The organism is Desulfuromonas acetoxidans DSM 684 (assembly GCF_000167355.1).
GTDB lineage: Bacteria > Desulfobacterota > Desulfuromonadia > Desulfuromonadales > Desulfuromonadaceae > Desulfuromonas > Desulfuromonas acetoxidans.
The window spans coordinates 94,532-115,266 of record NZ_AAEW02000013.1 but is presented as its reverse complement, the minus strand read 5'-3'; the positions used below and the strand labels follow the sequence as shown (position 1 = coordinate 115,266).

At 50.8% G+C, this 20,735-nt stretch carries 25 protein-coding genes and 1 pseudogene; all 26 read left to right on the top strand.

Going from position 1 to position 20,735, the window contains the following annotated elements; all coding sequences use genetic code 11:
* Positions 1-397: 50S ribosomal protein L6 (gene rplF / locus DACE_RS11810; protein ID WP_006001517.1), on the top strand; the 397-nt coding region annotated here is incomplete at its 5' end.
* A 24-nt stretch (positions 398-421) separates the two neighbouring features.
* Positions 422-790 carry a 50S ribosomal protein L18 gene (gene rplR / locus DACE_RS11805; protein ID WP_006001515.1) on the top strand — a complete coding sequence of 123 codons (369 nt, stop codon included), beginning with the start codon at positions 422-424 and terminating at the stop codon, positions 788-790.
* Between the two features lie 47 nt (positions 791-837).
* Positions 838-1,293: a 30S ribosomal protein S5 gene (rpsE, locus tag DACE_RS11800; protein ID WP_040367237.1), complete on the top strand. Its 456-nt coding sequence runs from the start codon at positions 838-840 to the stop codon at positions 1,291-1,293.
* A gap of 23 nt (positions 1,294-1,316) precedes the next feature.
* Complete coding sequence (gene rpmD, locus DACE_RS11795) at positions 1,317-1,499, top strand: 50S ribosomal protein L30 (protein ID WP_006001511.1); 183 nt, start codon at positions 1,317-1,319, stop codon at positions 1,497-1,499.
* A gap of 14 nt (positions 1,500-1,513) precedes the next feature.
* Positions 1,514-1,954, top strand: a complete 441-nt coding sequence (gene rplO, locus DACE_RS11790; RefSeq protein WP_006001509.1) for a 50S ribosomal protein L15 — start codon at positions 1,514-1,516, stop codon at positions 1,952-1,954.
* 2 nt (positions 1,955-1,956) lie between these two features.
* Complete coding sequence (secY, locus tag DACE_RS11785) at positions 1,957-3,264, top strand: preprotein translocase subunit SecY (RefSeq protein ID WP_006001508.1); 1,308 nt, start codon at positions 1,957-1,959, stop codon at positions 3,262-3,264.
* A 13-nt stretch (positions 3,265-3,277) separates the two neighbouring features.
* Positions 3,278-3,928, top strand: coding sequence for an adenylate kinase (locus DACE_RS11780; protein ID WP_006001506.1), 651 nt, complete (start codon positions 3,278-3,280; stop codon positions 3,926-3,928).
* The gene (map, locus tag DACE_RS11775; protein WP_006001504.1) at positions 3,925-4,671 is read left to right on the top strand and encodes a type I methionyl aminopeptidase; all 747 of its coding nucleotides are present in this window, start codon (positions 3,925-3,927) and stop codon (positions 4,669-4,671) included. Before DACE_RS11780 ends, map begins: the two co-directional genes overlap by 4 nt.
* Positions 4,672-4,708: 37 nt before the next feature.
* Positions 4,709-4,822 (top strand): 50S ribosomal protein L36, encoded by a 114-nt coding sequence (rpmJ, locus tag DACE_RS17940; RefSeq protein ID WP_081450007.1) that lies wholly within the window; start codon positions 4,709-4,711, stop codon positions 4,820-4,822.
* A 15-nt stretch (positions 4,823-4,837) separates the two neighbouring features.
* Positions 4,838-5,206 (top strand): 30S ribosomal protein S13, encoded by a 369-nt coding sequence (gene rpsM / locus DACE_RS11770; RefSeq protein ID WP_006001502.1) that lies wholly within the window; start codon positions 4,838-4,840, stop codon positions 5,204-5,206.
* 11 nt (positions 5,207-5,217) lie between these two features.
* The gene (gene rpsK, locus DACE_RS11765) at positions 5,218-5,613 is read left to right on the top strand and encodes a 30S ribosomal protein S11 (protein WP_006001500.1); all 396 of its coding nucleotides are present in this window, start codon (positions 5,218-5,220) and stop codon (positions 5,611-5,613) included.
* A 48-nt stretch (positions 5,614-5,661) separates the two neighbouring features.
* Positions 5,662-6,282 (top strand): 30S ribosomal protein S4, encoded by a 621-nt coding sequence (rpsD, locus tag DACE_RS11760; RefSeq protein ID WP_006001498.1) that lies wholly within the window; start codon positions 5,662-5,664, stop codon positions 6,280-6,282.
* Between the two features lie 39 nt (positions 6,283-6,321).
* The gene (locus DACE_RS11755; protein ID WP_006001496.1) at positions 6,322-7,338 is read left to right on the top strand and encodes a DNA-directed RNA polymerase subunit alpha; all 1,017 of its coding nucleotides are present in this window, start codon (positions 6,322-6,324) and stop codon (positions 7,336-7,338) included.
* A 32-nt stretch (positions 7,339-7,370) separates the two neighbouring features.
* A pseudogene (gene rplQ / locus DACE_RS11750) lies at positions 7,371-7,727 on the top strand (50S ribosomal protein L17); the annotation flags it as partial.
* Between the two features lie 96 nt (positions 7,728-7,823).
* The gene (gene trpE / locus DACE_RS11745) at positions 7,824-9,302 is read left to right on the top strand and encodes an anthranilate synthase component I (protein WP_006001492.1); all 1,479 of its coding nucleotides are present in this window, start codon (positions 7,824-7,826) and stop codon (positions 9,300-9,302) included.
* Positions 9,302-9,889, top strand: coding sequence for an aminodeoxychorismate/anthranilate synthase component II (locus DACE_RS11740; protein ID WP_006001490.1), 588 nt, complete (start codon positions 9,302-9,304; stop codon positions 9,887-9,889). Before trpE ends, DACE_RS11740 begins: the two co-directional genes overlap by 1 nt.
* On the top strand, positions 9,886-10,935 hold the full coding sequence (trpD, locus tag DACE_RS11735; RefSeq protein WP_006001488.1) for an anthranilate phosphoribosyltransferase: 1,050 nt from the start codon (positions 9,886-9,888) through the stop codon (positions 10,933-10,935). Before DACE_RS11740 ends, trpD begins: the two co-directional genes overlap by 4 nt.
* Positions 10,932-11,723, top strand: a complete 792-nt coding sequence (gene trpC / locus DACE_RS11730) for an indole-3-glycerol phosphate synthase TrpC (protein ID WP_006001486.1) — start codon at positions 10,932-10,934, stop codon at positions 11,721-11,723. The genes trpD and trpC overlap by 4 nt, the downstream gene beginning before the upstream one ends.
* The gene (locus tag DACE_RS11725; protein WP_006001483.1) at positions 11,716-12,357 is read left to right on the top strand and encodes a phosphoribosylanthranilate isomerase; all 642 of its coding nucleotides are present in this window, start codon (positions 11,716-11,718) and stop codon (positions 12,355-12,357) included. Before trpC ends, DACE_RS11725 begins: the two co-directional genes overlap by 8 nt.
* A 2-nt stretch (positions 12,358-12,359) precedes the next feature.
* On the top strand, positions 12,360-13,559 hold the full coding sequence (trpB, locus tag DACE_RS11720) for a tryptophan synthase subunit beta (RefSeq protein ID WP_006001481.1): 1,200 nt from the start codon (positions 12,360-12,362) through the stop codon (positions 13,557-13,559).
* Positions 13,560-13,573: 14 nt separating this feature from the next.
* Complete coding sequence (locus tag DACE_RS11715; RefSeq protein ID WP_006001479.1) at positions 13,574-14,875, top strand: DEAD/DEAH box helicase; 1,302 nt, start codon at positions 13,574-13,576, stop codon at positions 14,873-14,875.
* Positions 14,875-15,552: a uracil-DNA glycosylase gene (locus DACE_RS11710; RefSeq protein ID WP_006001477.1), complete on the top strand. Its 678-nt coding sequence runs from the start codon at positions 14,875-14,877 to the stop codon at positions 15,550-15,552. Before DACE_RS11715 ends, DACE_RS11710 begins: the two co-directional genes overlap by 1 nt.
* A 111-nt stretch (positions 15,553-15,663) precedes the next feature.
* The gene (gene trpA / locus DACE_RS11705) at positions 15,664-16,476 is read left to right on the top strand and encodes a tryptophan synthase subunit alpha (RefSeq protein ID WP_006001476.1); all 813 of its coding nucleotides are present in this window, start codon (positions 15,664-15,666) and stop codon (positions 16,474-16,476) included.
* Positions 16,477-16,484: 8 nt separating this feature from the next.
* Entirely contained in the window at positions 16,485-17,333 is an 849-nt protein-coding gene (gene accD, locus DACE_RS11700; protein ID WP_006001474.1) for an acetyl-CoA carboxylase, carboxyltransferase subunit beta, read from the top strand.
* On the top strand, positions 17,333-18,625 hold the full coding sequence (locus DACE_RS11695; protein WP_006001472.1) for a bifunctional folylpolyglutamate synthase/dihydrofolate synthase: 1,293 nt from the start codon (positions 17,333-17,335) through the stop codon (positions 18,623-18,625). Before accD ends, DACE_RS11695 begins: the two co-directional genes overlap by 1 nt.
* 64 nt (positions 18,626-18,689) lie before the next feature.
* Positions 18,690-20,714 carry an LPS-assembly protein LptD gene (locus DACE_RS11690; protein ID WP_162013606.1) on the top strand — a complete coding sequence of 675 codons (2,025 nt, stop codon included), beginning with the start codon at positions 18,690-18,692 and terminating at the stop codon, positions 20,712-20,714.
* The last annotated feature ends 21 nt before the right edge of the window (positions 20,715-20,735 follow it).

Genomic DNA, 20,735 nt, shown 5'->3' with positions numbered 1-20,735 from the left:
CGACACGATTAATGTCGAGCCGGTTAAAACTGCACGGCGTGATACTGCCATGCAGGGCCTGTATCGTTCACTGATTTTCAACATGGTTGAAGGGGTAACGAACGGCTTTTCCAAGGTTCTCGAAATTAACGGTGTCGGGTATCGTGCGGATGTCAAGGGCAGTACATTGAATCTGGCTCTCGGTTATTCACATCCTATCGAGTATCCGCTGCCGGACGGTATTTCTGTAGAAGTAGAAAAACAAACCAAGTTGACCGTAAGCGGGATCGATAAAGAGCTGGTTGGTGCAACAGCCGCTAAGATTCGTTCATTCCGTGGTCCTGAGCCTTATAAAGGTAAGGGGATCAAGTACGCGGATGAGCGTATCCTGCGTAAAGCCGGTAAGGCTGGTAAGTAATTAAATTAACACGGGAGATTTAAAGTGGCTGGCGTAATTTCAAGAGCACAATCGAGAAAAAGACGGCAAGCACGTGTGCGTCGTAAAGTGGTTGGTACCGCTGCACGTCCCCGGCTGTGCGTTTTTCGTAGTGCAAAACACATTTATGCACAAATCATCGAAGATACAACAGGTACTTCACTGGTGTCGGTATCGTCTCAGAATCAATCTGTTGCAGATGGTCTGAATTATACTGGTAATGTTGCGGCAGCAAAAGCTGTCGGCGAAGCGATTGCAAAAATGGCTCTCGAAAAAGATATTAAAGAGGTTGTTTTTGATCGCAATGGTTATGTCTATCACGGCCGTGTAAAGGCCCTGGCTGATTCAGCTCGTGAAGCCGGCCTGGTGTTTTAAGAGAATAGGAGGGTCCTTTGCATCGCAATGAGCAAAATGAAACAGAAATGATTGATCGTGTGATTCACATCAATCGTTGTGCCAAAGTAGTCAAGGGTGGACGGCGTTTTAGTTTTTCCGCACTTGTTGTTGTTGGCGACGGTAATGGCCAGGTAGGTTTCGGCCATGGCAAAGCAAAAGAAGTTCCCGAAGCAATTCGCAAAGGGGTTGAGAAGGCCAAGAAGAACATGATTCAGGTTCCCTTGGACGATCGGACCATCCCTTTTGATGTTTTGGGCAATTTTGGTGCTGGAAGCGTGTTGTTGAAACCTGCTTCGAAAGGTACCGGTGTTATCGCCGGTGGACCGGCTCGTGCCGTGCTTGAAGCTGCTGGTGTAGGTGATATTCTGTCCAAATGCCTGGGCTCGAATAACCCTCATAATGTTGTTAAAGCAACGATGGATGCTCTGAAGCAACTGAAAAGTGCAGACGAGATTAAAGCCCGTCGTGGCCTGACAGCATAAGCGTTTCGAGTTGGAGAGATCAGATGGCAAATGAAATTAAAGTAACGCTGAAGAAGAGTGGCATTGGCCGTCCTGAGTATTTTACTAAAGTACTCAAGGGGCTTGGCCTGACTAAACTCAATAAAACCGTTGTTTTGAAGGATACTCCTGAGATTCGTGGCATGATCAATAAGGTCGGTCACATGGTCGTTGTTGAGGAAGCCTAGATAGGAATTAAAAAATGGATTTGAGTAATTTGAGTCCCGCAGCGGGATCCGTTAAAAATAGAAAGCGTATTGGCCGCGGTCCTGGCTCCGGTACCGGAAAAACAGCTGCACGTGGTCACAAAGGCCAAAATGCTCGTTCCGGTGGAGGTGTTAAGCCTGGTTTTGAAGGCGGTCAGATGCCGCTGCAGCGTCGTCTGCCAAAGCGTGGTTTCACTCCGTTGGACCGCAAAGTGTATGCACTGGTTAATTTGCGCGATCTGGACACTCTCGAAGCTGGTTCCGTCGTTGATGCAGAAGCTCTGATCAAGGCAGGTCTGATCAAGGCTGCTAAAGATGGGGTTAAAATTCTCGGCGATGGTGAGTTGACCAAGTCTCTGACAGTCAAAGCTCAGAAATTCAGCAAATCTGCAGTTGCCAAAATTGAGGCAGCTGGCGGACAGATCGAGGAAATCTAACATTGCTTAAAAGTCTTCAAAATATCTTCCGCATTGCGGAACTGCGCCAACGTATCCTGTTTACTTTGATGATGCTTGCAGTTTATCGGGTGGGTTGTCATGTCCCGACTCCGGGTGTCAATGGTCAGGTTTTAGCGAGTTTTTTTGAAGGCACTCAAGGTACACTTCTTGGGATGGTCAGTGCGTTTACCGGTGGCGCTTTGCAGCGCATGACGGTTTTCGCACTGGGGATCATGCCCTATATCAGTGCCTCTATTATTCTGCAACTGTTGACGGTTGTTTTTGAACCAGTACAGCGTTTGTCAAAAGAAGGTGAGCAAGGCCGTAAAGTCATAACGCGCTGGACGCGTTATGGAACGGTTTTACTTTCTGTTGTCCAGGGTGCCGGCATAGCCGTTGGTCTGCAATCTATGAATGTTGCAGGAGACCCGGTGGTTCCCAACCAAGGAATTGGTTTTGTTATCTTGACCGTGTTTACGCTGACGGCCGGGACGGCTTTTATCATGTGGATTGGTGAGCAAATCACTGAGCGCGGGATCGGCAATGGTATCTCGCTGATTATCTTTGCCGGTATTATTGCCAATATGCCATCTGCGATCGTGAATACGATCCGCTTGCTGCGTACAGGTGCTATGCCTCCAGTGACGATGATATTCATCCTGGTGTTGATGGTGCTTGTCATCATGGCCATCGTTTTTATGGAGCGTGCGCAGCGTCGAGTGCCGATCCACTATGCGAAACGGGTCGTTGGTATGCGCAACCTAGGCGGTCAGTCGAGCCATCTTCCATTAAAGATTAACATGAGTGGTGTTATCCCACCCATTTTTGCCAGTTCCATAATCATGTTTCCGGCAACGGTGGCAAACTTTGTTCATGTTGAATGGGTTCAGAAGCTGGCAGGGATGATGACACCAAGCCATTGGCTGTATAATGTGTTTTTTGTTGCATTCATTGTTTTCTTTTGTTATTTCTACACGGCTGTAACATTCAACCCTGTTGATGTGGCGGAAAATGTCAAGAATCAGGGTGGTTATATACCTGGTGTGCGTCCTGGAAAAGCGACCTCTGATTACTTGGACGTTGTTTTGAGTCGGTTGACGTTTGCCGGTGCAATTTATGTTTCCGTTGTCTGTGTTCTGCCGACAATGCTGATTGGTCAGCTTAATGTGCCATTTTATTTTGGCGGTACATCTTTGTTGATTGTCGTTGGTGTTGGGATGGACACTGCATCACAGATTGAGTCTCATCTGATCTCACGCTCTTATGAAGGGTTTATGCGTGGTGCCAGTATTAAAGGGCGGCGGGGCTAAAAAGGATTTTACCATGAAGCTTATTTTGCTAGGACCCCCTGGGGCCGGTAAAGGAACACAGGCTAAGACACTTGTCGAGCGCTTGTCAGTTCCGCAAATATCGACAGGCGACATACTGCGCGCAGCGGTCAAGGAAGGCACGCCGATGGGCGTGAAAGCTAAAGGTTTTATGGATGCCGGCGACTTGGTTCCTGATGAGGTTGTTGTTGGTATCGTTGAGGAACGTTTGCAGAAGGAAGATTGTGCGTCAGGATTTATTCTTGATGGCTTCCCGCGCACGGTTCCTCAGGCTGACGCACTTAGCGCAACTTTGACGACGTTGGGTAAAGAACTTGATTCTGTCATCTCACTGGAAGTCGATACCGAGGCTCTGGTTATGCGCCTGGCAGGACGCCGCACATGCAAGGCGTGTGGTGCTGGATATCACATTGAATTTGAGCCGCCTCAAAAAGACGGTGTGTGTGATAAGTGCGGCGGTGAATTGATTCAGCGTGATGACGATAAAGAGGAAACAATTCGTAATCGCATGGCCGTCTATCTTGAGCAGACGTTGCCTTTGGTAGATTATTATGAAAAAGCAGGCGTATTGGCACAGGTTGATGGCATGTTGCCTATCGATGAAGTTCGCGCTGCGATTTTCGAGATTTTACAGGTTTCTGAGTGATTATTGTTAAGACTCCGCAAGAGATCGACAAGATGCGTATTTCTTGTCATATGGTCGCGGAAATTCTTCAGGAACTACGTGAGAAGGTCGTCCCGGGTATTACAACCTGCGAGTTGGATCACATTGCAGAACAAGCTTGTTTGAAGAGGAAAGCTAAGCCTGCTTTTAAAGGATATGGCGGTTTTCCTTGTTCCATTTGTGCTTCACCAAACCACACGGTTGTTCATGGTTTTGCAACTAAGCAACCTCTGGTTGAGGGCGATATTATAAGTATTGACTTTGGTGTCCTTTACAACGGTTTTTATGGCGATTCGGCTGTGACGTTGCCTGTTGGTGACGTTAATCGCGAAAAAACTCGCTTGATGGAGGTTACCAAAGCGTCTCTTGACGCTGGGATAGAAAAGGTCGCACCTGGGGCCTCTCTGTCGGATGTTTCGGCTGCAGTGCAAACTGTTGTCGAGGCTGCAGGCTATTCCGTTGTCAGGGAATTCGTAGGTCACGGTATTGGTCGGTCGTTGCATGAAGATCCACAAATACCGAACTACGGAAAACCCGGTTTCGGTCCCAAGCTGAAAAAGGGAATGGTTCTCGCAATAGAACCGATGGTGAATGCCGGGACTCAGCATGTTCGGGTGCTCGATGATGGGTGGACTGCGGTGACGCAGGATGGTCGCCCGTCTGCACATTTCGAACACACGGTTGCGGTGACTGAAACTGGTTATGAAATACTGACCAGAGTGTAAACTGTTAATAGTACGACATATCGAGTAGAGGTTGGTAATGAAAGTTCGCGCATCTGTAAAAACCATTTGTGATAAATGCAAAGTGATCAAGCGTAAGGGTGTTTTACGTGTGATCTGCGAAAACCCCAAGCATAAGCAAAGACAGGGTTAATAGGAGGATACAAAGTTGGCACGTATTGCTGGTATTGACTTACCGAAAAATAAACGAATTGAAGTTGCGCTGACCTATATTTACGGTATCGGACGCTCAACGTCTCAACACATCCTGTCTCAGGCTGGTGTAGATTTTAGTACTCGCTCCGATGATCTGACGGAGGCCGAAGTTGGCCAGATCCGTAAGATTATTGATGATGAGTTGAAGGTAGAAGGTGACCTGCGTCGTGAAGTATCCATGAACATCAAGCGTATGATGGATCTGGGTAACTATCGTGGTCTGCGTCATCGTCGTGGCTTGCCTGTGCGTGGCCAGAAAACGAAAACCAATGCCCGTACCCGTAAGGGACCGCGTAAAACGGTTGCCGGTAAGAAGAAATAATTGGAGGAACCATGGCTAAGCCAGGTAAAAAAGTTGTAAGGAAAAGTAAGGCGAAAAAAAATATCGTCAATGGTGTTGCCCATATCCAGGCGACATTTAACAATACGATCGTTTCAATTGCCGATGTCAGTGGGAATGTTATCTCCTGGGCAACGGCAGGTGGGTCCGGTTTTAAAGGGTCGCGCAAAAGTACTCCGTTCGCTGCACAGGTTGCTGCAGAAACTGCAGCCAAGGCGGCACAGGAGCATGGCCTGCGTAACGTCGAAGTTTGCGTTAAAGGTCCTGGTTCCGGTCGTGAATCGGCACTGCGTGCACTGCAAAGTGCTGGCCTGAACGTCACGATGATCAAAGATGTGACCCCGATCCCCCACAATGGCTGTCGTCCTCCCAAGCGCCGTCGCGTGTAATCACGGGATGGTTTGACAGATTGACGATAGACTTCAGAGGATATTGAAATGGCAAAAAACTTTACAGCTAAAGGCAAAATTGTAAGACGTCTTGGGGTTAATATTTATGGTAACCCGAAGTATGACCGTCTGCTTGAGCGTCGTCCGACCCCTCCCGGTGAGCATGGCGCCGGTCGTCGTGGTAAACCTTCCGATTACTCTCGCCAACTGACGGAGAAACAAAAAGTCCGTTTTTGCTATGGTTTGAGTGAAAAGCAATTCCGTCGCGTATTCGACAAGGCGAAAGCCATGAAGGGTGTTACCGGTCACAATATGCTGGTATTGCTTGAGCGTCGTCTTGATAATATGGTATTCCGTCTCGGACTGGCTTCGACCCGTTCTGAGGCTCGCCTGTTTGTCCGTCATGGACATTTTCTTGTCAACGGACGTAAGGTTGATATTCCTTCCTACCTTGTTCGTGCCGGTGATGTGATTGAGGTTCGTGAAAAGAGTCGTAAGATCGGTAAGATCTCTGAAGCTCTTGATAGCGTGATGCGTCGTGGAATCCCCTCCTGGTTGGAACTCGAGCGAGATGCGTTTAAAGGAACAGTCAAATCTTTACCTGCGCGTGAAGAGTTGACGACTCCTGTGTTCGAGGAACAGTTGATTGTTGAACTCTATTCCAAGTAATACGCAATCACTCAGCTAACCTCAGCATGGAGAAAATGAATGTATAAAAACTGGAGAGATCTGATCAAGCCGAAACGCCTTCAAGTCGATTCCCGCAGCCTGACTGCCAATTATGGCAAATTTTTTGCGGAGCCTTTCGAGCGTGGTTTCGGTACAACGATTGGTAACTCATTGCGCCGTATTCTGTTGTCTTCACTGCAGGGAGCGGCTATCACTTCAGTAAGAATCAAGGGCGTTCTTCACGAATTCTCGACTGTTCCGGGCGTGACAGAGGATGTTACGGACATTATTCTTAACCTGAAGTCAGTTTTGCTCCGTCTCGAAGGTCAGGAAAGTCGTAATATTCGCATCGTTAAAAAAGGTGCTGGTGTTATCACGGCAGGAGATATTGTCACGGATTCGAATGTCGAAATTCTAAATCCGGATTTGTATATTGCAACCTGCACCAAGGAAGCTGATGTAGAGATCGATATGGTCGTTTCCATGGGCAAAGGGTATGTTACCGCAGAGCGCAATCGTGATGATAAGGCACCTGTCGGAACGATTCCCATCGATTCGATTTTTTCACCGATTAAAAAGGTGAATTATGCTGTCACCAATGCCCGTGTCGGTCAGATTACTGATTATGACAAGCTGACACTGGAAGTCTGGACGGATGCCAGTGTTAAGCCGGAAGATGCTGTCGCCTATTCGGCAAAGATTCTCAAAGAGCATCTGCAGATGTTCATCAACTTTGATGAAGAGCAGATCCCTGAGGAGGAGCCGGAAGAGGAGGAAGTTCAGAAGATCAATGAGAATTTGTATCGCAGCGTTGAGGAACTCGAGTTGTCGGTACGCAGTGCGAATTGCCTTAAGAATGCACGTATCTCCTTGATTGGTGATCTGGTCCAGAAGACGGAAGCTGAAATGCTGAAAACTCAGAATTTCGGTCGTAAGTCACTTAACGAAATCAAAGATATCTTGGCTGAAATGGGTTTGACCTTGGGAATGAAACTTGAGAACTTCCCGGACCCTGAATATCTTAAAGTTCTGCAGAAAAGTCGGGAAGAAATCTAGTTCACTGACTACGCATAGAAAGGATCGTAACAATGCGTCACAATAAGTCAGGCCGCCGTTTAGGTCGCAATTCAAGTCATCGTGCTGCGATGCTGCGTAACATGGTTACGTCGTTGATCGATCACGAGCGCATCACAACGACGGATGCTCGTGCTAAAGAAGTTCGTAAGATCGCTGAGAAAATGATTACTTTAGGTAAGCGTGGCGATCTGCATGCGCGCCGTCAGGCACTGAGTGTTATCCGTGAGAAGGAAGTTGTCGCCAAGCTGTTTGATCGCCTTGCACCGCGTTTTTCTGAGCGTGCTGGTGGTTATACCCGTATTATCAAAGTGGGTAACCGCCTCGGTGATAACGCTCCGGTCTCTATTATTGAGTTTGTTGATCAAGAGCAAGCTGCCGAATAATCCGGTGGCAATATAGTAAGCGTATAAAAAGGCAAGGGGATTTCCCTTGCCTTTTTTTCTAACTGTTCAGTGAGGACGTCGATGAAAATTACACCCACATTTTCAGAATTCAAGGCGTTGTCTGCGACAGGGAACCTGATTCCTGTTTATGCAGAGATTCTAGCCGATATGGAAACCCCGGTTTCGGCGTTTAAAAAAATCGATAACGGTGAGTTGTCGTTTTTACTTGAGAGTATCGAAGGCGGAGAAAAGTGGGCGCGCTATTCCTTGTTGGGCAGTGGGGCGGGGTGTGTTTTTCGCACACGCGGCGATCACTACGAGATAGTTCGTAATGGACAGGTCGATGAAAGTGGTGACAGTGATGATCCGCTTGAGGTGCTTCGCACTCTGCTGAGCCGTTATCAACCGGTTGAAATGGACGGTTTACCCCGCTTTTGTGGTGGTGCGGTTGGCTATCTCGGCTATGATATGGTGCGTTATGTTGAGAAACTTCCTGATGGCAATCCTGCTGATATCGGTGCGTATGACAGTTGTTTTATCCTGACCGATTCGATTCTGATTTTTGATAACCGCCAACAAAAAATTAAAGTGGTGTGCAATGTTCACATTGAAAAGGATGTTGACTTGCAACATGTCTACGATGAGGCTGTTCGCACAATTCACGCGTTGATCAGCAAGCTGCGTCAACCTCGTGCCGTTGAAGCGTGCAAGCCGCAAGGACAGCACCAGTTTAGCGCCAATTTTTCTAAGCCTCAATTTCTCGAAGCTGTTGAGCAGTGTAAGGAGTATGTTCGTTCTGGGGATGTCATTCAGGTGGTTTTATCTCAGCGGTTCTCTGCTGAACTCAAGGCCGATCCTTTCGATATTTATCGCTCTTTGCGTACGATCAATCCGTCTCCCTATATGTTCTTTTTGCGTTTCGGTGCCACATTGGTGGTTGGGGCTTCACCAGAAGTGCTGGTGCGTAAAGAGGACGATGTCGTTGAAGTGCGTCCCATTGCCGGAACGCGACCACGCGGCAAGACCGTTGAAGAGGACGAAGTTTTTGAGAGGGAGCTTCTTGAGGATCCGAAAGAGCTGGCTGAGCATGTCATGCTTGTCGATCTTGGCCGCAATGATCTCGGTCGTATCTGTCGCACCGGCAGTGTCAATATCAGTGAACTCAAAGTTATTGAGCGTTATTCTCACGTTATGCATATTGTCTCCAATGTCCGCGGTGTTCTTGATAACAATATGGACGCATTTGATGTATTTCGTGCAACATTCCCGGCGGGGACGTTGAGTGGTGCTCCGAAGATCCGAGCGATGGAAATTATCGATGAGATGGAACCACAACGCCGAGAGATTTATGGCGGTGCTGTGGGCTATTTTTCGTTTTCCGGCAATATGGATATGGCGATTGCCATTCGCACCCTTGTTATTCACGACAATAGGGTTCACCTGCAGGCTGGAGCCGGAATTGTTGCTGACTCCTCGCCGGTGGCAGAATACGAGGAAACCATCAACAAGGCCAAAGGGGTGATGAAGGCCATTGAGATGGCTGAAGGAGGTCTCGAATAATGTTGCTGATGATTGATAATTACGACTCCTTTACCTATAATCTGGTCCAGTATTTTCGGGAACTGGGAGAAGAGGTGGTGGTCTATCGCAATGACGCTATCACTGTTGACGAAATTGCCGCATTACATCCGGAGAAGCTTGTCATCTCTCCCGGCCCCTGTACGCCCCGCGAAGCGGGAATCTCGGTGGAAGCTATTCAATATTTTGCTGGAAAGCTGCCGATTCTCGGTGTTTGCCTTGGGCATCAAGCCATTGGCGAAGCCTTTGGCGGCAATATTGTTCGCGCAGACGAATTGATGCACGGCAAAACCAGTGCTATGTACCACAAAGGCACAGATCTGTTTGCCGGACTTGACAACCCGTTTGACGCCACCCGTTATCATTCTCTGGTCATCGAGCGAGCCACGATCCCCTCATGTCTGGAGGTGACCTGCTGGACCGATCGCGATATGATTATGGGGGTTGCGCATAAAGAGCTGGCCATTTGGGGTGTACAATTTCATCCGGAGTCAATTCTGTCTCTGGCCGGAAAGCCTTTATTGCAGAATTATCTCGACCTGGCAGAGCAATTCTGGAGGGAGTCATGATTAAAGCAGCCATTGGTCGTGTCGTTGACGGCCACGACCTGACTGAAAATCAGATGGTGGATGTGATGAATCAGATCATGGGCGGTGAAGCGACTCCGGCCCAGATTGGTGCATTTATCACCGCTTTGCGTCTTAAAGGGGAAACCGTTGCCGAAATCAGCGGTGCTGCGCGAGTGATGCGTGCTCATGCGACGCCGATCCGCGTTGGTGCAGCGTTGGACATCGACCGCGAAGAGATCAACACCGATCAAGAGACCATTCTCGATACCTGTGGAACCGGTGGCAGTGGCACTAAAAGTTTTAATATTTCCACCACCGTCGCCTTTGTGGTCGCTGCCTGTGGTATCAAGGTCGCCAAGCATGGCAATCGCAGTGTCTCTTCGGCTTGCGGCAGTGCCGATGTGCTGGAGGAACTCGGGGTTAATCTCGATGTCACGCCGGCCGTGGTTGAATCCTGTATTGATGAATTGAATGTCGGTTTTCTTTATGCCCCGGCTCTGCACGGTGCGATGAAATACGCCATTGGTCCGCGTCGGGAGATCGGGATCCGTACTATTTTTAACGTGCTTGGTCCGTTGACCAATCCGGCTAGAGCGGATCGCCAGGTGCTGGGTGTGTATCGTAAAGATCTCGTTAAGCCACTGGCAGAGGTGTTGTGTCACCTGGGTTGTAAACGTGGTTTTGTTGTTCATGGCAGTGACGGTATGGATGAGGTGACCTTGACCGGACCGACAGACATTGCCCGTATTGACGATGGCGAGATAACCCTGTCGACAGTCACCCCGGAAGATTTCGGCTTGAGTTGCTGTGTCCTGGAAGACCTGCAGGGCGGCGATGCCAAAGCCAATGCGAGCATTGTTCGAGATATCCTGCATGGGAAACCTGGCCCGAAACGGGATGTCGTGTTGCTTAACAGTGCGTTTGCCCTGGTCGCCGCCGGTGTCGTGGATGATCTTGGTGCGGGGTTGGATATGGCCCGACAAACCATTGATACCGGTCTGGCCACGGTGAAACTTGAAGGTTTGATTCGGATGACCAACCAATGATTCTCGATAAGATTCTTGCTCATAAACAGATCGAAGTAGCCAGCGCCAAGCAACGTTATTGCGTCGAGCAGTTAGTGGATTGGATTGCTCAGGCTCCGGCGACGCGTGGTTTTGAGAAATGCTTGCGTCAGCGCGCCGTTGATGGGGTGGCCATTATTGCCGAGGTGAAAAAAGGCTCCCCTTCCAAAGGAATTATCCGTGAAGATTTTGATCCTGTGGCCATTGCCAAAGGCTATGAAGCGGCAGGAGCCACGTGTTTGTCGGTGTTAACGGATGAAACCTTTTTTTACGGCCATCTTGACTTCCTCCAGCAGATTGCCGCTGAGGTTCAGTTGCCGCTACTGCGCAAGGATTTTATCATTGATGCCCATCAGATTTATGAGGCACGGGCTTTTGGTGCCGATGCCATCTTGTTGATAGCCGCCGCTCTAGATCTCTCGCAACTGCAGAAATTTCATGCGCTGGCCCGAGAACTGGAGCTCGATGTTCTGCTTGAAGTGCACAATGAGGAAGAGCTTGCTATCGCTTTGCAGACGGACTGCACTCTGATTGGCGTGAATAACCGCTGCCTGAAAACATTTGTTACTGATCTGGCCGTTAGTGAGCGGTTGTTGCCGAACATCCCCAGCTCGCGGCTGGTGGTTTCAGAAAGCGGTATTCAGGATTACGCGTCGATCTCCCGTTTGCGAAAAGCCGGTGCCGGAGCCTTTCTTATCGGTGAAAGCCTGATGCGCGAAGGGGATTTTGCTGCCAAGCTGGCGCAACTTCTTGGAGGCACCGGTGTCTGACGCTGTGCGCTTCGCCGACGTCAAGGTGAAAATCTGCGGGATTACCTCGTTAAAGGATGCTCTGGCCGCCGTCGAAGCCGGTGCCGATGCTCTGGGGTTTGTGTTTTATTCGCGGAGTTCCCGCTATATTGCGCCTGAAACGGCGGCGCACATCATCCGACAGTTGCCTGCGTTTGTCACCACTGTGGGACTGTTCGTTAACGAGCAGTCGGCGGTGATTGACGATATCGTGACAACCTGCCAGCTCGATGTTGTTCAGCTGCACGGTGACGAATTGCCGGAGCAATGCCACTGCTCCGCAGCCCGAGTTGTCAAAGCGTTGCGCATTCGCGATGAGGAAAGCCTGGTCGGAATCGACCGCTATCCAGTCACCTCCCTGTTGCTCGATGCCTGGTGTGACCAGGCCTACGGTGGAACCGGCAAGGTGGGACGCTGGGATCTGGCACGTCAGGCCGCCGAGAAAAATATTGTCATTCTTGCCGGCGGATTGACGCCGGACAATGTCGCCGAGGCGGTGCGTGACGTTAGCCCTTATGCCGTTGATGTCTCCAGTGGGGTGGAGAGCGCCCCGGGAGTCAAAGATCCGGCGCTGATGAGCGCCTTTGTATACCACGCTAAAAACGCCAGGAGTTAATCATGTCGATGTATTCATACCCGGATCCAAGAGGTCATTTTGGCCAGTTTGGCGGACGCTATGTGGCGGAAACCCTGATGCCGGCCCTGCTGGAGCTGGAACAGGCCTATAAGGAAGCCATCGCTGATCCTGAGTTTGACAAAGAGTTCCACTATTATCTCAACCACTATGTTGGTCGCCCCAGTCCGCTCTATTATGCCGAGCGATTGACCGAGCATCTTGGTGGCGCTAAGATTTATCTGAAGCGCGAAGATCTGAATCACACCGGTGCTCATAAGGTCAATAATACTGTTGGCCAGGTGCTGCTGGCTAAGCGAATGGGAAAAAAGAAGGTGATTGCCGAGACCGGTGCAGGTCAACACGGCGTGGCGACGGCTACGGTGGCGGCGCGCTTTGGGCTCGAATGTGAGGTTTTTATGGGCACGGAGGATATCCGTCGCCAGTCGCTGAATGTCTTCCGCATGAAACTGCTTGGCGCCAAAGTGCATGGTGTTACAAGTGGCACGGCCACTCTGAAGGATGCCATGAACGATGCGTTGCGTCACTGGGTAACGCATGTCCGAGATACGTTCTATGTTATTGGAACCGTGGCCGGACCTCATCCCTATCCGCAACTGGTCCGTGATTTTCAGGCGGTGATCGGTCGTGAGGCGCGTGAACAAATCCTGAGCGCTGAAGGGAAACTGCCCGATGCCGTGGTCGCCTGTATCGGTGGCGGGTCCAATGCCATGGGGATTTTTTATCCGTTCATTGATGATGAAACTGTGCGTCTGATGGGGGTCGAAGCCGCCGGGTTGGGAGTGGATACCGACAAGCATGCTGCCAGCATCAGCGCCGGGAAAGTTGGCGTGCTGCATGGTAATAAAACTTTCCTGCTTCAAGACGACGATGGCCAGATCAATCATGCGCACTCCATTTCCGCAGGGCTGGATTATCCCGGTGTCGGTCCGGAGCATGCCCTGCTGCATGATATCAAGCGAGCCGAATATATGGCCATCAGTGATGATGAGGCTTTGGAAGGTTTTAAAAAATTGACCCAACTCGAAGGGATTATCCCCGCGTTGGAGAGTGCCCATGCCGTGGCCCAGGTGATCAAGTTGGCACCAACCATGAGCAAAGAGCAGATTATCATCATGAACCTGTCCGGTCGTGGTGACAAAGATATGCATACCGTCGCTGAAGCGTTCGGCGTGCAGTTGTAACGACAAGGAGTCTTATGCGTTTTGATACCCTCAATCTTCCCGAACTGGTTCAGCAGGGAGTGGTGCAGCTCGGTTTTTCCGAACTGACCCCGGTGCAAGAGCAGGCCATTCCGCTTGCCTTGAATGGTCGCGATATCGCTGCCCAGGCCCAGACTGGAACCGGTAAAACAGCCGCTTTTCTGATTGCCCTCTATACCCGCCTGCTCAACAACCCGCAACCGACGTCAGAGAATCCACGTGCGTTGATTATGGCGCCAACCCGTGAGCTGGTGGTGCAGATCTGTGAAGATGCCAAGGGGCTGGTGCCGGATTCGCCATTAACCATTCATCCGGTATATGGCGGGGTGGATTATGACCGTCAGCGCCAGGCGTTTGGCAAAGGGGTGGACATTGTTGTGGCCACGCCGGGACGTTTGATCGATTATGCCAAGCAAAAGGTTTTCTCCTTCAAACGTATTGAAGTGCTGGTGATTGATGAAGCCGACCGCATGTTTGATATGGGCTTTATCAGTGATCTGCGTTTCATTTTGCGCCGCTTGCCCTCCTATGATAAACGACAGACCATGCTGTTTTCGGCGACTCTGTCACCGCGGGTCATGGAGCTGGCCTACGATTTTATGAACGAAGCGGAAAAGGTGCAGATTGAGCCGGAGCAGGTGACTGCAGAGCGTGTTGAGCAGATCGTGTACCATGTTGGCGCCAAGGAAAAAATTCCTTTGTTGCTTGGTTTGTTGAATGGGCGGATGGCAGACGGACGAGTGATGGTGTTTGCCAACACCAAGCGTGATACCGATTATGTCACTCGGGTTCTCCAGGCTAATGACGTCAAAGCCGCACAGATCTCCGGCGATATTTCCCAGGTCAAGCGAATGCGTATCCTCAGTGAATTTAAAGAGGGCAAGGTTCAGGTGCTGGTGGCCACGGATGTTGCTTCACGAGGAATCCATATTGAGGATGTTACCCATGTCGTCAACTATGATGTGCCTCAGGATCCGGAAGACTATGTCCATCGCATTGGCCGCACCGCCCGAGCTGGAGCCTCCGGTCTGGCGATTATGATGGCGGATGAAGATTTGGTCTATCACCTGCCGGCGATTGAAGAATATATCAGCAGTTCCATACCCAGCGAAGTTCCGGCGGAAGAATTGTTTACCTGGAAGTTCAAGCGTCCGGCACGTAAACATAAGAAGACACCTGCACACAGTAAATCGCCCGGCAAAGGGGCTCCGAAGGGGCACTCTAAATCGGGTGATAAACCACAACGTCGTCGGCCGCGTCGTCGCAAGCCTGCTGGCTCCAAACCAACGGAAAGCTGATGGCGCTACATGATCCGTTGTTGCCGGAATTGATCGATTGCCAGCGCTGTCCTCGTTTGATGGATTATCTGGCGACGCTTCCACCCAAAGGGGGACGGTCGCGTGATGACTATTGGAATCGGCCCGTGCCCGGCTTTGGCGATATCAATGCGCGCATCTGGTTGGTTGGGTTAGCTCCTGGTGCTCATGGTGCCAATCGTACGGCACGACCGTTCACTGGTGACGGTGCCGGTGATTTTATGTATCCCCTGCTGTATCAGGCCGGGCTGAGCAATCAGGCAGAATCGGAATCCTGTGATGATGGGCTGCGGCTCAACGATTTGTATATCAGTAATGCCGTCAAATGTGTTCCACCGGGCAACAAACCGCTGGCTGAAGAATTTCACCAGTGTCGCGATTATCTGCTGCGTGAATGGAAGCAATTAACATCGGTTCGGGTGATTCTGGCTTTGGGACGCGATGCCTTTATCAGTGTGTTACATCTGTTAAAACAGCAGGGCATGATTAAGCGGCTGGCGGATTTTCCTTTTGCCCATAATGCCTGCTTTGAACTGACAAATGGTCAATATCTGCTGGCCTGTTACCACACCAGTCGTTATAACGTGCAGACCGGGCGAATGACTGAAGCGCTTTTTTTAGAGGTGTTAAACCGAGCGCGTCAGTTGGCTGAAGCCTAGCTGTTCCATGTGGCCAGGCTATCGAAAATGCAAACGCTGTTAGAAAACGGTTGAAAGCGTTAACAGCGTTGAACTACACTAGCAAAATTGAGCTGAAGAAGAGAGAGTGTCGTGGGTCGAATTGAAGAAACTTTTGCACAACTGAAACAAAACAACCACAAAGCGTTGATACCATTTATTACCGCCGGTGATCCGAATATGGACACCACGGAAAAGATCATCGCCACCTTGGTTGACGCCGGAGCCGATCTCATTGAGCTGGGCGTGCCTTTTTCCGATCCGATGGCCGATGGCCCGACTATCCAGGCCGCTTCCGAGCGGGCACTGGCTGCGGGGGCCACTCTCGATTCAGTTCTCGATCTGGTTGAACGGGTTCGCTCATTCAGCCAGGTGCCGATCGTGTTGATGGGCTATTATAATCCCGTATTCTGTTATGGGCTCGAGCGGTTTGCCGCCCGAGCTGCTCAAGCTGGCGTTGATGGGCTGTTGTTGGTCGATTTGCCGTCAGAGGAACGGGAGGAATTGCACATCCACTTGAAGCCCAAGGGGATTCACCTGATCACCCTCTTAGCTCCGACAACACCGCCGGATCGTGCCGCCCAGCTTCTTAAACAAGCTCAGGGCTTTGTGTACTATGTGTCGATGACCGGAGTGACAGGAACCAGTAAGGTGGATGGCTCTGCCATTGAATCACAAGTGGTGCAGCTTCGAGAGCTCAGCCCTGTTCCGGTTGCCGTTGGCTTCGGCATTACCACCGAACAGGATGCTGCTGCAATCGCGCGTTTCTCGGATGCCGTCGTGGTGGGAAGCGCTTTGGTCAAAGTTATTCAACAGCACGCAGAGTCGCCCCGTTTGCAGGAGGAGGTTCGCCGTTTTGTGGCGGAGCTCAAACAGGGTGTGAGCCGTGCAACCGATTTACAATGAGGTAACTCATGTCCTGGTTCAGCCGAAAAAAAGCGCCTATCGCGCCTGTTGAAAAAAAGACCGTCCAGATGCCAGAGGGCTTGTGGACTAAATGTAAAAATTGCTCTGAAATCATCTACGCCAAGGAAATTGAGCGTAATCTGAATGTTTGCCCCAAATGTGATTATCACTTCCGCATCAGTGCCCGTGCCCGTATTGATCTGGTTCTGGACAAAAACTCGTTTGTGGAAATGGATGCGGCACTGGAATCGGTCGACTTTCTCGACTTTAAAGATTCCAAAAAATACAAAGATCGTATCAAAGCGTCGGTGACCAAAGCCGGTGGCGGTGATGCCGTGGTCTGCGGTGAAGGGACCATTGACGGCTTGCCCGTTGTCGTGTCGGTGTTTGATTTCAGCTTCATGGGTGGCAGCATGGGCTCTGTGGTCGGGGAGAAAATCACCCGCGCCATTGAAAAGGGCCTGGAAACAAACACGCCGGTGATTGTGTTTTCCTGCAGTGGTGGTGCCCGCATGCAGGAGAGTATTCTGTCGCTGATGCAGATGGCCAAAACCAGTGCGGCGCTGGCCAAACTCAAGGCGGCAGGAATACCGTTTATCTCGGTGTTGACTGATCCGACCACCGGTGGTGTGACCGCCAGCTTCGCCATGCTCGGTGATATCAATATGACGGAACCGCGTGCCCTGATCGGCTTTGCCGGACCTCGTGTTATCGAACAGACCATCCGCCAGAAACTGCCTGAAGGGTTCCAGCGCTCCGAGTATCTGCTTGAGCACGGCATGATCGATATGATCGTCCGCCGTCAGGAGATGAAACAGCGCTTGTCTCAAGTGCTGCGTATCTTCACCAAAAGCTGATGAACACGCCCGACGCGGCCTTGGAGTTCCTCTACGGGCTCCAGATGTTCGGGATAAAACTGGGGCTGGAGAATATCCAGACCCTGGTTGATTCCGTCGGGCAACCCCAACGCAACTACGGGATTGTTCATGTTGCCGGAACCAACGGCAAAGGGTCGGTCTGTGCGTTTCTCGGTCGGATTTACCGGCAGGCGGGTTATCAGGTTGGCGTCTACACATCGCCTCATCTGCATCGTTTCAATGAACGCATTCGGGTAAACGGCCAGCCGATCGATGATCATGATCTGGTCGCACTGGTTGATGAGCTTCGCCAAAAAAATTCTGAGGTGCCAGCGACGTTTTTTGAATTTACGACGGCGTTGGCACTTCTTTATTTTGCCCGGCAAAATGTTGATCTGGTGATTCTTGAGGTGGGCATGGGTGGACGTCTTGATGCCACCAATGTGGTTGCGCCCCTTGTTTCGGTGATCACTCCGGTCAGCGATGACCATGGCGATTATCTTGGTGGCAGCTTGGCCGAGATCGCAGCGGAAAAGGGTGGGATCATTAAACCGGGGGTTCCTGTGGTAATTGGTCCTCAAGATAAGGCTGCAATGGCTGTTCTCTCTGCCCGAGCAAAGGAGATGGCTGCGCCCTGTTTGTGCTTCGGGCGTGATTTTTCGGTGGAAAAAACTACAAGCGGTTGCCGGGTGACGACTGGCGCTCTCTGCTGGTCAGAACTGCAACCGTCATTACCGGGGCGCCATCAGTACGATAACCTTGCGGTAGCGTTGATGGTCGTGACGCACTTGGCTGAGCAGGGCTGGCAGGTTACACAGCAGGTTGTGCGAGAGGCCGTAGCGGATACCCGCTGGCCCGGACGTCTGGAGTGGGTTGGGGAGCGCATTCTTCTCGATGGCGCGCACAATGCTTCTGGAGCCCACGCGTTAGCTGATTACTTGCGTGGTTGCAATGTGCAGCGGATTCACTGGGTGGCGGGGTTTAAGGCGGACAAGGATATGGAGGCTGTTGTGTCCTCTTTATTGCCGTTTGTCGTACAGGCTTATTGCGTTGAGCCACCGACAGAACAGGCGTATCCGAGAGAAAATGTGGTGGTCCATCTTCAGCAACATGGTTGCGAGGCCTCTGCCTGGGACTCCCCGACAGTTGCGCTGGAGGCGGCGTTACAGCAGTGTGGGGATCACGACCTCGTTGTCGTGGCAGGTTCTCTGTTTTTGGTTGCTGCCTGTCGAGACTGGTTGATATCAACATGTAACTTGGAAGAAATGGATGAGGCAAACTGTGACGGGTAAAGTTTGGATGCGATGTTCTGCGTGGCTGGTTGTGCTGTTATTCTCTGTTGTGGGAGGCACGACCATGGCGGCAACGCCGGGCGAAAGTGATGAACCGGTTTCCCTACAGGCCGATTCTCTCGACTATGACAAGGCCACGTCCACTTATACGGCTGTGGGCAAAGTTGATCTCCAGCAGGGTACAACGCAACTGTTTGCCGATAAGGTCCGCTACAACACCAAAACCGGTGATGCTGAAGCTGAAGGAAATGTTGATCTGCGTGATGTCGATGGCCAATTGCAAGGCCAGCAGATGGACGTTAACATCCGTACCAGCGTCGGTACGGCTCAGCAGGCACGCGGTTTTATCTCCTCCTACAATTTCCACCTTGCCGGGGAGGAGATCAGTAAACTCGGTGACCAGAAATATCGCATCCGTAACGGTTCTTTCACCACGTGTGATGGTGATGTGCCGGCGTGGAAATTTGCCGCCAAAGAGGTGAATGTCACCGTTGGTGGTTATGCCAAAGCCAAACATGTGACGTTTTATCTCCATGATATTCCGGTGCTGTACACCCCCTATCTGGCTTATCCGGTTAAAGTGGAGCGTGAGTCCGGCTTTTTGATGCCCGGTTTTGGTTATTCCAGAGAACGGGGCATGCAGTTGTCTCTGGCCTATTATCAGGTGTTGGCCCGTAATATGGACGCCACTCTGTATGTTGATTATTTCTCCGATATGGGCATCGGCACCGGTTTGAACTATCGTTATATCTTTGGCGATGACAATGAAGGTGAAGCCGATCTCTATTATATTTCCGGCTATGGCGATTCAGGCTATGCCGATCTGGATGACCGCTTTGCTTACCGATGGGAACATCTCGGTACATTGCCGGGGCAATTCCGGTTCAGTGCCGATGTTGAATATGTCAGTGATCGTGAGTACTTTGAGGATTTTGGCACCGTAGCCGAAGAGTATGATAAGGATGAGGTGGAATCCACCGTCGCACTGAGTCGTCAGTGGGGCAACTGGAACATGACCGCTGAGCTGCTTTATACCAAAGATCTCGAAGAGAACGCGGACAATGATCATACTCTCCAGCGACTGCCGGAGATTCAGCTCGATTACAACCGCACCCGTATCGGTCAGACGCCGTTTTATGCCAAGCTTGATGCAACCTCAACCTATTTCTGGCGGCGTGAAGGTCTCAAGGGAGAGCGGATGGATATTCGCCCGGCTCTCTCCGCAATTTTCCAGCCGGGAATGGTTGCCGAAATTGAACCGGAAATCGGTTATCGCGAGCGACTCTACTGGACCTCCAGCGAGGGGCCTGGCTTTGAACATGCGGAAAATATGGATTTTTCCACACGTGTTTCCACCCGCGTTTCACGCATTTTTACGTTGGGCGCAACCACAGGGCTGACCAAGCTTAAGCACAGTGTTGAACCGGAAGTCACCTATTATTATACGCCGAACAAAAAACAGGACGACCTGCCCTATTTTGACAGTGCCGACCGCATCGACAACGCCAACGAAGTGGAATATGCGTTAGTCAATCGCCTGGTGGGGCGGTTTGATTCGGAAAACGGGTCACCGACCTACCTTGAACTGGTTTATTTCCGTCTGTCTCAAACCTATGATATCTGGCTGAGTCGCCGTGATCGTGAAGAGAAGGAAGACGAAGATCGTTTTTCCGATATCCGGGGTGAGCTGATTGTGCGCCCGAGCACCCTTTGGACGTTTGATGTTGATAGCTATTACGATCCCCATCGCAATGAATTGAGTAAATTTACGGCCGAATTTGGTGCCCGTTACAGCGATGATCACCGCTATACCGCCTCTTACCGTTACAAAGAAGATGATTCAGAATACTTGGCCACGACTCTGGCGGTTGACTGGCTTGATCCGCTGTTTGTGACCTACGAGTACCGTCACGATCTGGTGGAAAACCATCGTTTGGAAAATATGGTCGCCGTGGAATATCGTTCCCAATGCTGGAGCGTGTTCGTCAGTTATCGGGACCGCATCGAAGACCATGAAATCATGTTCAGCTTTGCTTTGAGTGGCATCGGCTCCGTCGGACAGATTGGTGCCAGCCTCGGTACCGAGTGATCCTGATTGCCCAGTTGTAAA